The sequence below is a fragment of the Candidatus Rokuibacteriota bacterium genome, from assembly GCA_016188005.1.
In the GTDB taxonomy this organism is placed as follows: domain Bacteria; phylum Methylomirabilota; class Methylomirabilia; order Rokubacteriales; family CSP1-6; genus UBA12499.
Genome location: JACPIQ010000088.1, coordinates 22417 through 34719 on the forward strand (window position 1 = coordinate 22417; position 12303 = coordinate 34719).

General features: G+C 70.4%; 13 protein-coding genes. 2 read left to right on the top strand and 11 right to left on the bottom strand.

The features are described from left to right. Nucleotides 1–4: 4 nt before the first annotated feature. The 9 genes from HYV93_17920 to HYV93_17960 all read right to left on the bottom strand — a co-directional run bounded on the left by HYV93_17920 (nucleotide 5) and on the right by HYV93_17960 (nucleotide 10090). Nucleotides 5–940: a branched-chain amino acid ABC transporter permease gene (locus HYV93_17920; protein MBI2527848.1), complete on the bottom strand. Its 936-nt coding sequence runs from the start codon at nucleotides 938–940 to the stop codon at nucleotides 5–7. A gap of 12 nt (nucleotides 941–952) precedes the next feature. Continuing rightward, nucleotides 953–1741 carry an ABC transporter ATP-binding protein gene (locus tag HYV93_17925; GenBank protein MBI2527849.1) on the bottom strand — a complete coding sequence of 263 codons (789 nt, stop codon included), beginning with the start codon at nucleotides 1739–1741 and terminating at the stop codon, nucleotides 953–955. Then, nucleotides 1738–3729 carry an AMP-binding protein gene (locus HYV93_17930; protein ID MBI2527850.1) on the bottom strand — a complete coding sequence of 664 codons (1992 nt, stop codon included), beginning with the start codon at nucleotides 3727–3729 and terminating at the stop codon, nucleotides 1738–1740. The genes HYV93_17925 and HYV93_17930 overlap by 4 nt, the downstream gene beginning before the upstream one ends. 209 nt (nucleotides 3730–3938) lie before the next feature. After that, on the bottom strand, nucleotides 3939–5465 hold the full coding sequence (locus HYV93_17935; protein ID MBI2527851.1) for a tripartite tricarboxylate transporter permease: 1527 nt from the start codon (nucleotides 5463–5465) through the stop codon (nucleotides 3939–3941). 10 nt (nucleotides 5466–5475) lie between these two features. After that, nucleotides 5476–5931: a tripartite tricarboxylate transporter TctB family protein gene (locus HYV93_17940; GenBank protein MBI2527852.1), complete on the bottom strand. Its 456-nt coding sequence runs from the start codon at nucleotides 5929–5931 to the stop codon at nucleotides 5476–5478. Between the two features lie 18 nt (nucleotides 5932–5949). Beyond that, nucleotides 5950–6933, bottom strand: coding sequence for a tripartite tricarboxylate transporter substrate binding protein (locus tag HYV93_17945; GenBank protein MBI2527853.1), 984 nt, complete (start codon nucleotides 6931–6933; stop codon nucleotides 5950–5952). A gap of 14 nt (nucleotides 6934–6947) precedes the next feature. Beyond that, on the bottom strand, nucleotides 6948–8138 hold the full coding sequence (locus tag HYV93_17950) for a CoA transferase (GenBank protein ID MBI2527854.1): 1191 nt from the start codon (nucleotides 8136–8138) through the stop codon (nucleotides 6948–6950). 199 nt (nucleotides 8139–8337) lie between these two features. Further along, nucleotides 8338–8856 (bottom strand): gamma carbonic anhydrase family protein, encoded by a 519-nt coding sequence (locus HYV93_17955; GenBank protein ID MBI2527855.1) that lies wholly within the window; start codon nucleotides 8854–8856, stop codon nucleotides 8338–8340. 19 nt (nucleotides 8857–8875) lie between these two features. Continuing rightward, nucleotides 8876–10090, bottom strand: a complete 1215-nt coding sequence (locus HYV93_17960; protein ID MBI2527856.1) for a CoA transferase — start codon at nucleotides 10088–10090, stop codon at nucleotides 8876–8878. Nucleotides 10091–10266: 176 nt separating this feature from the next. On the opposite strand from HYV93_17960, the gene HYV93_17965 reads away from it, so the two are divergent. Together HYV93_17965 and HYV93_17970 are read left to right on the top strand one after the other, a co-directional pair. Beyond that, complete coding sequence (locus HYV93_17965) at nucleotides 10267–11058, top strand: enoyl-CoA hydratase/isomerase family protein (GenBank protein MBI2527857.1); 792 nt, start codon at nucleotides 10267–10269, stop codon at nucleotides 11056–11058. A gap of 151 nt (nucleotides 11059–11209) precedes the next feature. Then, nucleotides 11210–11719, top strand: coding sequence for a DinB family protein (locus tag HYV93_17970; protein ID MBI2527858.1), 510 nt, complete (start codon nucleotides 11210–11212; stop codon nucleotides 11717–11719). A gap of 85 nt (nucleotides 11720–11804) precedes the next feature. Here HYV93_17970 and HYV93_17975 read toward each other — a convergent pair whose 3' ends face one another. Together HYV93_17975 and HYV93_17980 are read right to left on the bottom strand one after the other, a co-directional pair. Next, a complete protein-coding gene (locus tag HYV93_17975) occupies nucleotides 11805–12149 on the bottom strand; it encodes a hypothetical protein (GenBank protein MBI2527859.1) in 345 nt (114 codons plus the stop codon). Between the two features lie 9 nt (nucleotides 12150–12158). Further along, nucleotides 12159–12303 (bottom strand): hypothetical protein (locus tag HYV93_17980; protein ID MBI2527860.1); only part of this gene is annotated, 145 nt, incomplete at its 5' end.

The window sequence follows — 12303 nt, forward strand, 5'->3', positions numbered from 1 at the left end:
GCCGTCATACGCGCTCGATGATCCTTTCGCCGAAGAGCCCCTGGGGCCGGAACACGAGGAAGGCCAGCGCCACCACGTACGCGAACCAGTTCTCGATGGCGCCGCCCACCAGCGGGCCCCAGTACACCTCCCCGATCTTCTCCCCCACCCCGATGATGAGCCCGCCGACGATGGCCCCGGGCACCGAGGTGAAGCCGCCCAGGATCAGCACCGGCAGCGCCTTCAGCGCGATCAGCGACAGGCTGAACTGGACGCCGCTCTTGGCGCCCCACATGATCCCGGCCACGATGGCCACGAGCCCCGCCACCGCCCAGACCACCACCCAGATGGTCTTCAGCGGGATGCCGAGGGACAGCGCCGCCTCGTGGTCGTCGGCGACGGCCCTGAGCGCCCGGCCGATCCGCGTGCGCTGGAAGAACACCGCGAGCACGGCCACCAGGACACCCGCCGTCACCGCCGCGGACAGCTCCAGCTGGTTGATCTGGATCCCCGAGACCAGGAAGGAGCGGTCGGGGATGCCCACGTCGAGCTTCTTGACGTTGGCCCCCCAGAGCATCTCGCCGAAGCCTTCCAGGAAGAAGTTGAGCCCGATGGTGGCCATGAACAGGATGATGTGCTCCTGGTTGACCAGCGGGCGGAGCACGACGCGCTCGATGGCGAAGGCCAGCGCCACCATGATCGCCATGGTGAGGACCAGCGCGACGGGCACCGGGACCCCGAGATCCATGAGGCCCACGAGGTTGAGGGCGGCGAACAGCACCATGACACCCTGGGCGAAGTTGAACACCCCCGAGGCCTTGAAGATGAGCACGAAGCCCAGCGCCACCAGCGAGTACATGAGCCCCGCGGCCACTCCGCCGATCAGCACCTCGGCGAAGAACCGGGGATTCGAAACGATGTCCGCGAAGGGAGCGACCAGGACCGCGTTCAGGAGGTCCATCACGCCGCCCCGTCACTCATGGGGCACGCCCAGGTAGGCGTCGATCACCGCCGGGTCCTTGCGGACCTCGTCCGGCGTGCCCTCGGCGATCTTGCGCCCGTAGTCCAGCACCACCACGCGGTCGGAGATGTCCATCACCACGCTCATGTCGTGCTCGACGAGCGCGATCGTCGTCCCGAACTCGTCGTGGACGTCGAGGATGAAGCGGCACATGTCCTCCTTCTCCTCGATGTTCATCCCTGCCATGGGCTCGTCGAGCAGCAGGAGGACGGGCTCGGCGGCCAGCGCCCGGGCCAGCTCCACCCGCTTCTGGAGACCGTAGGGCAGGCGCGCGGCGAGCGTCTTGCGGATCGCCTGGATCTCCAGGAAGTCGATGATCTTCTCCACGAAGGCCCGGTGCGCCAGCTCCTGGCGCCTCGCGGACCCCCAGTAGAGGGCCTCCAGGACGAAGGACCCGCGCATCTTGAGCAGCCGGCCCGTCATGATGTTGTCCAGCACCGTCATGCCCTTGAAGAGGGCCACGTTCTGGAAGGTGCGCGCGATCCCGAGGGCGGCCACGTCATAGGGCTTGAAGTTGGTCCGGTCCTGGCCGTCGAAGCGGATGTGCCCCTCGTAGGGATGGTAGAAGCCGCTGACGACGTTGATCAGCGACGTCTTGCCGGCGCCGTTGGGCCCGATGACCGCCACGATCTCGCCCCGCCCGACCTCGATGCTCACGCGCTGCAGCGCCTGGACGGCGCCGAAGGCCACGCTGATCCCGTCCACCTCCAGCAGCGGGCGCGCCGCGGGCGCGGCTGTCACCGGGCCGCCCCCACGACCGCCGCCTCGGCATCGCAGATGCGGACATCCGCACGGATCGTGCCGGTCCGCCCATCTTCGTAGGTCACCAGGGCCTCGACCTGGACGTGCCCGCGGTCCGAGTAGAGGGCGTCGATCAGGGGCGCGTACTTCTGCGCGATGAACCCGCGGCGCACCTTGCGGGTCCGCGTGATCTCCTGGTCGTCGGCGTCGAGCTCCTTGTGCAGGAGCAGGAAGCGGCGGATCTGCGCGCCCCGAAGCTCGGCGTCCTCCGACAGGCTCCGGTTCACCCGGAGGACCTCCTGGTGGACCAGGTCGTACACCTCGGGCTTCTGGGAGAGATCGGTGTAGCTCGTGTAAGCGATGTTGCGCCGCTCCGCCCAGGCGCCCACCGCGCCGAGGTCGATGTTGACCAGTGCCGTCACGAAGGGCCGGTCGTGGCCGATGCACACCGCCTCCTTGAGGTAGGCGGAAAACTTGAGCTTGTTCTCGAGGTACTTGGGGGCAAAGAGCGTGCCGTCCTGGAGCCGCCCCACGTCCTTGGCGCGGTCGATGATCTTGAGGTGGCCGTCGCGGTCGATGAAGCCCGCGTCCCCGGAGTGCATCCAGCCCTCTTCCAGCGTTTCGCGGGTGGCCTCGGGGTTCTTGTAGTAGCCCAGGAAGACGCCGGGGCTCCGGTACAGCACCTCGCCGGTCTCGCCGATCCGCACCTCGACCCCGGGCAGCGGCGTGCCCACCGTGTCCAGCTTGATGTCGCCGTCCTTCTGGATGGAGACCAGCGCGCTGGACTCGGTCATGCCATAGGCCTGCTTCACGTTGACCCCGAGGGAGCGGAAGAAGCCCAGCAGCTCGGGGCTGATGGCCTCGCCCGCCGTGTACGCCAGGCGGATCCGTCCCATGCCCAGGTTGTCCCGCAGCGGGCCGTAGACGAGCAGCTGCCCGGCCTGGTAGAGCAGCCGGGCCCCGAGCGGCACGGGCTGATGCGCCAGCCGCCGCTGCTCCACCCGACGGGCCACGTCGAGGAAGGCATGCACCATCCGCCGCTTGAGGGCCCAGGCGTCGTCGACGCGGATCATGACCGTCGTGAGGATGTTCTCCCAGATCCGCGGCGGGGCGAAGAAGTAGGTCGGCCCGATCTCCCGCAGGTCGTGGAGCACGGTGGCCGCGCTCTCCGGGCAGTTCGTGGCGAAGCCGGCCACGATCGACTGGGCGTAGGAGAAGATGTTGTCCCCGACCCAGGCCATGGGGAGATAGGCCATGACCTCGTCGTCCGCGCGTAGGCCCTCGCGCTCGGCGGCGTTCCGGGCCGTCACGATCAGGTTCCCGTGGGAGAGCATGGTCCCCTTGGGCTGGCCGGTGGTGCCCGAGGTGTAGGCGATGATGGCGAGGTCGTCGGCTGAGCCCCGGGCCACCTCCTCGTCGTAGTACGTGGGGTGGGCCTGGGCGAACTTCCGTCCGAGGTCCTCGACAGCGGCAAGGCTCAGCAGGCACGGATCCGTGTAATGCCGCATCCCGCGCGGATCGTCGTAGACGATGTGCTGGAGCCGAGGGCACTGCTCCCGGACGTGCAGGAGCTTGTCCACCTGCTCCTGGTCCTCGACCACGGCGAAGCGCGCTTCGGCGTGGTCGACGATGTACTGCATCTCCTTCTCGATGGAGTCCTGGTAGAGCGGCACCGGCACGCCCCCCAGGGCCTGGGCCGACAGCATCGCCCAGTAGAGCTGGGGGCGGTTGTCCCCCACGATGGCCACCTTGTCGCCGCGGGCGAAGCCAAGGGCGGCGAGCCCCAGGGCGATGAGCCGGGACTGCTCGAAGTAGTCGCGCCAGGTGTAGGACTGCCAGATGCCGTAGTCCTTCTCGCGGATGGCGACCTTGCGCGGGAACTGCCGGGAGTTGCGCTCCACGAGCTTGGGGAAGGTGTCCAGGCCGGGCTCCAGCGCGTCGACGGGACGGGTGGCGACCGGTCCAGCGTGGCGGGTGGTGACGTCCATCAACTGCCCGAAATCCCGGCGCCGCTCGTGAGCGTCCTCATTCTCGATTCGAGGCGTTCTCCCTGCCGGTGCTGGTGGGGCGTCGTGTCATCCTTCGCCGAGGAGTTGCGAGAGTGTAGCCGAGGGCCGGCGGGCCTGTCAAGGACTTTGCCCGGAACGGCGAGGGTTTACGTGCGCCTGACTCAGTTTCCTGGTTCGAGTGACCGGCATCAGTCCTCGGGCGCCGGCACGGGCACCCGGCGGATCCGGGAGGCCGCCGCCCGGAGGGCCCGCGCCACGGGCACCGCCACCGCCGCCAGCGCCGCCACCGTGAGCACGGCCGAGATGGGCCGGAGGAAGAAGATGCCGAGCCCTGCATCCGAGATGATGAGCGATTGCCGCAGGGCCCGCTCGGCCAGGGGCCCCAGGACCAGCGCCAGGGTGAGGGCGGCGGGCGAGTACCCGAGCTTCTTCATGGCGTAGCCCAGCACGCCGAAGACGAGCATCTGGCCCACGTCCCACACGGCGTTCTTCTGTGCGTACGCGCCCGTGATGCAGAAGATGATGATCAGCGGCATGAGGATGCTGTACGGGATGCGGAGAGCCCGGACGAACATGGGAATGAAGGCCACGTTCAGGATCAGCAGCATGACGTTGGCGATGTACTGCGAGGCGATGAGCCCCCACACGAACTGGGGGTTCTTCTCGAACAGGAGCGGCCCCGGACGGAGCCCCCACATCATGAGCCCGCCCAGCATGATGGCCGTCGTGGCCGATCCCGGGATGCCCAGCGTGAGCATGGGCACCATCGCGCCGGCCGAGGCGGCGTTGTTGGCGGCCTCGGGGGCGGCCACCCCCTCGATGGCGCCCTTGCCGAACTCCGCGGGGTGCCGCGACACCTTCTTCTCCAGGGCGTAGGCCAGGAAGGTGGCGATGGTGGGCCCCGCCCCGGGCAGCACGCCGATGAAGAAGCCCAGCACCGTGCCGCGGACGATGGCCCAGCGGCTGCGCACCCAGTCGCCGGCCGACAGCATGACGTCCCGGAGGCCATAGCGCCCCTGGAGGATGTGCAGCTCGGCCGCCTCTTCCGCCCCCACCAGCACCTCGCCCAGCCCGAACAGCCCGATGGCCACCGGCAGGAAGTCCACCCCGTCCATCATCTCGGGGATGCCGAAGGCGTAGCGCGCGTCCCCCGAGATGATGTCGAAGCCCACCATCGAGAGCATGAGCCCGAACAGCATGCTCATGTAGCCCTTGAGCGCGTTCTCGCCCGTGAGCCCCGTCACCGTGGTGAGGCCCAGGAGCATGAGCGCGAAGGTCTCGGGCGGGCCGAAGGACAGCGCCCAGCGCGCCAGCGCCGGCGACGTCAGCATGAGGAGGATCACGCCGAAGGTGCCGGCGATGAACGAGCCCAGGGCGGCCACGCCCAGGGCCGGGCCCGCGCGCCCCTGCAGCGCCATCTGGTAGCCGTCGAGACAGGTCACCACCGAGGCCGACTCCCCCGGCGTGTTGATGAGCACCGAGGTGATGGTGCCGCCATACATGGAGCCCGCGTAGAGCGCGGCCAGCATGATGATCCCGGAGGTAGGGTCCATGCCAAAGGTCAACGGCAGCAGGAGCGCGACCCCCGACACCGGGCCCACCCCGGGCAGGGCCCCGATGAGCGTACCCACGATGACCCCGGCGGTCGCCATGAGGAGGTTGAACGGCGTGAGCGCGATGGAGAAGCCCATCGCGAGATTGCTCAGGACGTCCATCCGGGGGCCCTCAGAAGCCGAGCGCGCTCACGGGGAACGGCACCCGGAGCCAGTAGGTGAACACGAGATAGTGGGCGCCGGCCGCGAGCACCGCCACCCCGAGCGTGACCGGCCACCGGTAGCCTTCCAGCCACCGCAGGAGCACGATCAGGAACAGCACCGTGCCCAGGATCATCCCGACCACCTTGAGCAGCGCCACGAAGGCCACGGTGACGGCCAGCACGACGACGAGCCGTCTGAGCCCCTCGCCCCGGGGCAGCCACGCCGGCCCGGCGACGCCGGAGCGGACGGCGCCCACCAGCTGCATCCCCGCCAGCACGGCCATCCCCACGCCGAGCCAGAAGGGCAGGAAGGCCGATCCCGGGCCGCTGGCCCCCCAGTAGGTGTAGTGCCTGAGCGCCCCCACCGCGAAGGCCACGGAGAAGGCCAGGAGCGCGGCCCCGGCGATCCGGTCGGCGCAGCGCATGGCGGACGGGGCTCCCGGCTACTTCTTGATGGCCCCGAGGCCTTTCAGCGCGGCCTCGTACTTGCCGTTGAGGCCGTCCAGATACTGGTTCGCCTCCTCCCCCGTCCAGGCCGTGGGCGTGAGGAGGTTCCGCTTGATGTACTGCTCCTGCCACTTCGGGGTCTCCACCACCTTCTTGAGCGTCTCCTGCCACCACCGGACGGCCTCCGGGCTCATCCCCGCCGGCCCCACGACGCCGCGCATCTGCTCCCAGTAGAACTCCCACCCCTTCTCGGCGAAGGTGGGCAGGTCCGGCGCGTCCTTCAGCCGCTTCCGGGCAGCCACCGCCAGGTTCTTGGCCTTCCTGGCCTCCACCTGGGCCACGATCTCGTTGGGGTTCATGACGCCCGCGTCCACGTGCCCGCCCATGAGCGCCGCCGTGCACTCGCCGCCCGAGTTGAAGGGGACGTACTTGAGCTTGATGCCCGCGGCCTTCTCGAAGAGGTGGGTGAAGATGTGGTCCTCGCTGTTGGTGCCCGTCCCGGCCACGCTGAGCTGGCCGGGACGCTCCTTGGCGGCCCTGACGAACTCCTCGATGGTCTGGTACTTGGAGTCCGACCGCACCGAGATCATCAGCTCGTCGATGGCCACGATCATCAGAGCCGTCATGGCATCCCGGTGGTTGCCCGGGAGCCGCCCCTCGACCTTGCCCGAGACGATGGTGGGGGCCGCCCCCGCGACCACGTGGGAGTCGCCCTTCTTGGTGATCAGGTAGGTGTAGCCCACGACGCCGCTGCCTCCGGCGCGGTTCACCACGTTGATGGGCACGGGCGACCACCTGTGCTCGTCGATGATGCCCACGATCATGCGCATGAGGTTGTCAGTGCCGCCGCCGGGGGCGAAGGGCACCACGACCTCGATGGCCTTGGACGGGTACTTGACCTGAGCCGTGGCCGGGGCCGCGGAGGTGGAGACCAGCATGACGGCCGCGAGGCTCGCGGCCAGCAGACGCAGTGTCGCCATGGGATGGATCCTCCTCACTGTTGAATGACTCCGCTGTCCTCCAGCTCCCGCTGTGCGCGCTCGCTGTACCCCAGCTCCGTCAGGATCTCGGCCGTGTGCTGGCCCAGCAGCGGGGCGGGACGGTCGACGGCGCCGGGCGTCTCGGAGAGCTTCACCGGGACGCCGAGCGCCTTGATGGGCCCGGCTCCCGGATGGATCAGGTCGACCACCATGGCGCGCGCCAGCACCTGCGGATCGGCCAGCGCCTCGGCGTAGTCGTGGATGGGGCCCGAGGGCACGCCGGCGGCGGCCAGCCGCTCCAGCCACACTGCGCGCGGCTGGGTGGTCGTGGTCCGCTCGAGCTCCGTGATCAGCGCGGCGCGGTTCACGAGGCGCTCCGCACCCCCCGCGAAGCGCGGGTCCCCGGGCAGGTCGGGGCGCCCGATGGCCGCGCAGAGGGCCCCGAAGAGCCTGTCGTCGGCGGCGCCCACCGTGACGTGACCGTCCGCCGCGCGGATGGCCTGATAGGGCGCCGCCAGGCGATGCGCCGAGCCCAGCGGCCCGGGGGGCCGGCCCGTCGCCCAGTACTCGGCCGACTCCCGGGCGGTGAGCGCCAGGGCGGCCTCGAGGAGAGAGGTGTCCACGAGCTGCCCCTCGCCCGTGCGCTCCCGGTGCTCCAGCGCGCACAGGATCCCGTAGGCGGCGAAGAGCCCCGCGGCGAGATCGCTCAGCGGGACGCCCGACTTGGCCGGCGGGCCCTCCTCGGCGCCGGTGACGCTGATGATCCCGCTCATGCCCTGGGCGATCAGGTCATACCCGCCGCGCGCGGCGTACGGCCCGGTGGCCCCGAAGCCGCTGACCGCGCAGTAGACGAGCCGCGGGTTCGCGACGGACAGCGCGTCCCAGCCGAGCCCCAGCCGCTCCGCGACCCCGGGGCGGTAGTTCTGGACGAAGACGTCGGCCGTCTTCACCAGCCGCGTCATGATCTCCACACCCTCGGCGCGCTTGAGGTCCACGGCCAGATCGCGCTTGCCGCGGTTCATGGTCATGAAGGTGGCGCTGTGGCCGTTCCGGTGCGCTGCCCCGAGCTGACGGGTGGGCTCGCCCGCTCCCGGCGGCTCGATCTTGATGACATCCGCGCCCATGTCGGCGAGGTTCATGGTGCAGTAGGGCGCCGCCATGGCCTGGGTGAGATCGATGACCCGGATTCCCTCGAGGGGCTTCACGGCTGCGGCTCGCCCCCTCGCTCCGCTCGGGGGATCACCATGTCCGCTCGCCTCGCCTGGGCTCGCTCACGCTCGCCCGGCCTGCCATATGCGCTCGCCTCGTCTTCGGCTGCGGCTCGCCCGGCCTGCGGCTCGCCGCCTCGCTCCGCTCGGGGGATCACCATGTCCGCTCGCCTCGCCTTCGGCTTCGGCTCGCCGGTCAACGAAGGCGCCCTCGGTAGTCGCGATGCCAGAGGGCGAGGTACTCCGTCGCGTTCCGCCTGATCTCCTCCAGCTCCTCCGCGCTCATCCTGCGCACGGGCTTGGCCGGCACGCCCATGACGAGCCAGCCGGCGGGCACGACCTTGCCCGGGGGGACCAGGGCGCCGGCGCCGACCTGGGCGCCCTCCTCGACCACCGCCCCCGTCAGCACCACCGCGCCGATGCCGATGCGCACGTCGTCCATGATCGTGCAGGCGTGAAGCACGCAGCGGTGGCCGACGGTCACACCGGCGCCCACGAGGCACGGGAACCGCGGCGTCACGTGGAGGACCGAGCTGTCCTGGACATTGCTGTTCCGGCCGACGGTGATGTGGTTGTCCTGATCCCCCCGCACCACGGTGAAGGGCCAGATGCTGGCGCCCGCCTCGATCGTCACGTCTCCGATCACCTGGGCGGCGAGGTCGACGTAGGCGTCCGGATGGACGCGGGGCGTGCGGCCCGGAACCTCCCTGATCATGGCGGGAGCGTACCCCGCATCAGATCACCCGCGCGCGGCGCAGCGCCGCGATCTCCTCGGCGCCGTAGCCCAGCTCGGCGAGCACCGCCTCGGTGTCCTCGCCCAGGAGCGGCGGGGCCTTGCGAAGTGCGGCCGGCGACCGCGAGAGCTTGACCGGGTTACCCAGGGTCTTCAGTGGGCCCGCCTGCGGGTGCTCGTACTCCTGCACCATGCCCCGCGCCTGCGCGTGCGGATCGGCAAGCGCCTCGGGGAGGGTGTAGATGGGCCCGGCGGGAATCCCCGTCTCCTCGCAGCGGGCGAGCCAGTGGGCCCGCGGCTTGTGGCGCGTCACCGCCTCCACCAGCGCCTCCAGCGCGGCCCGATTCTGCACCCGGTCGCCGACGGTCTTGAAGCGTGGATCGTCCACCAGGGCCTCGAGGCCGAGCAAGCCGGCGAACAGCGGCCAGAGCTTGCTGTTGGCGGCACCCACGGTGAAGTGGCCGTCGCTGGCCCGGAAAGCCTGGTAGGGCGCGTTGAGGCGGTGGGCCGTGCCCAGCCGCCGGGGAATCTGGCCCGTGTACCAGTACTCCGTGGCCTCCCACGCCGACAGCGCCAGTCCCGCCTCGAACAGCGAGGTGTCCACGAGCTGCCCGCGCCCGGACACGCGCCGGGCCCGCAGGGCGCAGAGGATCCCGAAGACGGCGAAGAGCCCCGCGCCGAGATCGGTGATGGGCACGCCCACCTTCACGGGCGGTCCGCCCTCGCTGCCCGTGGCGCTCATGATGCCGCTCATGCCCTGGGCCACGAGGTCGAGGCCAACGCGGCCAGCGTAGGGCCCCGTCTGGCCGAAGCCGGAGATGGAGCAGTAGATGAGCCGCGGGTTGCGCGCGGCGAGCGTCTCGTAGTCCACGCCCAGGCGCCTCGCCACGCCGGGCCGGTAATTCTCCACGAGGACATCCGCCGTCGCCGCGAGCTTGCTGAGGACCGCGACGCCATCCGGCTTCGTGAGGTCGAGGGTGATCCCGCGCTTGTTGCGGTTGACGGCGAGGAAGACAGCCGACACGCCGGGGGCCTGGGGCAGCCCGGGCCGGCGGCCGGGCTCGCCCTCCGGCGGCTCCACCTTGAGCACCTCGGCCCCCATGTCGGCCAGCAGCATGCTACAGAAGGGGCCCGCCATGTCCTGGGTCTGGTCGATCACCCGAAGGCCCTGCAGGGCGCCCGTCGCGCTGCCATGCGTCGTCGCGTGCGTCGTCATTGGCGAGCCCGCCGTAGGCTAGCACAGCTGCCCGGAGGATGGAACCGATGCCGGTTTCACGGGGTAGAATGTATGGAGTCGGCGCGCCCGGCCCGCCGGTGCACTGGCCGCGAGACCCAGCGTGAGCCGACTCGCACACCGACTCCACACCATCACAGACCCAGGAGGCTCCTTCTGTGAACACCCCTGATCCGGGTAATGAGGTCCTCGTGACGCGTGACGGCCCCATCGTTACCCTCACCTTCAACCGCCCCGAGGCACGTAATGCCATGACGTGGGGTATGTACGAGCGGCTCCACCAGACCTGCGAGGCGGTGGACGCCGACGACTCCATCCGCGTTCTCGTGCTCAAAGGGGCGGGGGGCAAGGCCTTCGTGGCGGGCACCGACATCAGCCAGTTCACCAAGTTCGAGACCGCCGAGGACGGGCTCCGCTACGAGCGCGACGGTGATGAGCGCGCGGGCCGCATAGCCCGCGTCGAGAAGCCCGTGATCGCCCAGATCCAGGGCTTCGCCGTCGGGGGCGGCTTCGGCATCGCGGCCGGCGCCGACATCCGGATCGCCACGCCCGATGCCCGCTTCGGGGCCCCCATCGCGCGCACCCTCGGCAACTGCCTCTCGATGCGGGCCTACGCCCGCTACCTGGATCTCCTCGGCCCGTCACGCCTGAAGGAGCTGATCTTCACCGCGCGCTTGCTCTCGGCCGACGAGGCGCTGGCCGCCGGGTTCGTCCACGAGATCGTCCCCCCCGAGCGGATCGAGGCGCGGGTGCGCGAGGTCGCCGAGACCGTGGCCTCGCATGCCCCCATCACCTTGCGGGTGACCAAGGAGGCGATCCGGCGCCTGCAGGCAGCGCGCCCGCTTCCCGACGGGGACGATCTCATCGCCTTGACCTATGGCAGCGCCGACTTCCGGGAGGGCGTGCACGCCTTCCTCGAGAAGCGCCCGCCGCGCTGGACCGGCACGTAGCGACGGTCGGCCGCGCGCGCGAGTCAGGCCCGTCACCCCGCACAGGCCATCGCAACCGGACGGCCCGCTGTCGCATCCAAAGGACGCGGGGGCGACCCTGGGCCCCGCGGAATCCCACGCCGTAGCGAACCCATGACGCGGAGGGCATGCGATGGCTGGAAAGATCGCGAGCGAGCTCAAGGCCAGGACCGACGAGAGCTGGGCGACCCTGACCCGCCAGCTCCGGGGCATGGAGCCCCACCTGGAGCGGTCCGACGCGCCAGGCGAGTGGACCACCCGCCAGGTGCTCTGCCACCTCCTGTTCGAGCCGGGCTGGCAGCCCGCGGAGTTCCTCAGACAGTTCTCCGAGCGCGATCTGCCCGACCGCGACATCGCGACCGGCCTGGCGGAGGTGACGCCCGAGCGCAAGGCGATGACGCTCCCGCAGCTGATCGACGCCCTCGACGCCCAGCGCCGTGCGATCTTCGCCTACGTGGACACGCTGAGCGACGCCGAGCTCCAGGGGCGGAAGGCCCGCATCCCGCTCTTCAAGCAGATCCAGGGCAGCGAGGAGGTCCCCATCGCCGTCTATGTCGGCGCGCTGTTCGGCTACCACTGGAACGACCACGCCGGGCAGGTCGCGAAGATCCGCAAGGCGGCGGGCCTGCCGGACGCGACGTAGCGGCGGCCACCGGCCATGCCGCGCACGATCCAGCAGCGGGGTGGCGTGCGTACCTGCGGAGGAAGATCCTCGGGTCCGCCTGACGTCACCTCCGTCGCGCGTGGCGACCGAAGAAGCCTCCGTCGGGGCGTGCGTGGGCGTGGTAGTGGTGGGGGATGTTGCGCATGTGATCGTCCACCCAGAACTCGCCGAGGCGCGCCGCGGCCACCTCGCGCAGGCAGGCGAGCATGTGCGCGACGTGATCCGGCGGCGGCGCGGTCCCGTGCCGGCGCCAGACCACCATCGGCACCTGACAGACGTCGCACTCGGCGATCCAGCAGATCTCATCCTCGTGATACCAGGGCGTCATCCGCGCCGCCCGGCAGAGATCGCAGCCGGCGGCACGGGCGGAGCCGGAGGCCGCTGCCTCGCCACCGTCGGTGCCGGGCATGGGCTCCCCCTACGACAGCCGCTCGTAGAGGACGTGCCGGCGGTTCTTCGTGTGCGGCCGCACCTGCCCGGGCCAGCGGCCGCGGTCCACGGCGGCGGCCCAGGCCTCGCTCGTGAGCACCTCGGGGCTCTCGAGCTCGTAGAGCGCGTTGTAG

What these genes read in the sequence shown, in the direction of transcription:
- HYV93_17920 (MBI2527848.1), bottom strand. Translation starts at nt 940, where the DNA reads ATGGACCTCCTGAACGCGGTCCTGGTCGCTCCCTTCGCGGACATCGTT.
- HYV93_17930 (MBI2527850.1), bottom strand. Translation starts at nt 3,729, where the DNA reads ATGGACGTCACCACCCGCCACGCTGGACCGGTCGCCACCCGTCCCGTC.
- HYV93_17935 (MBI2527851.1), bottom strand. Translation starts at nt 5,465, where the DNA reads ATGGACGTCCTGAGCAATCTCGCGATGGGCTTCTCCATCGCGCTCACG.
- HYV93_17940 (MBI2527852.1), bottom strand. Translation starts at nt 5,931, where the DNA reads ATGCGCTGCGCCGACCGGATCGCCGGGGCCGCGCTCCTGGCCTTCTCC.
- HYV93_17945 (MBI2527853.1), bottom strand. Translation starts at nt 6,933, where the DNA reads ATGGCGACACTGCGTCTGCTGGCCGCGAGCCTCGCGGCCGTCATGCTG.
- HYV93_17955 (MBI2527855.1), bottom strand. Translation starts at nt 8,856, where the DNA reads ATGATCAGGGAGGTTCCGGGCCGCACGCCCCGCGTCCATCCGGACGCC.
- HYV93_17960 (MBI2527856.1), bottom strand. Translation starts at nt 10,090, where the DNA reads ATGACGACGCACGCGACGACGCATGGCAGCGCGACGGGCGCCCTGCAG.
- HYV93_17970 (MBI2527858.1), top strand. Translation starts at nt 11,210, where the DNA reads ATGGCTGGAAAGATCGCGAGCGAGCTCAAGGCCAGGACCGACGAGAGC.
- HYV93_17975 (MBI2527859.1), bottom strand. Translation starts at nt 12,149, where the DNA reads ATGCCCGGCACCGACGGTGGCGAGGCAGCGGCCTCCGGCTCCGCCCGT.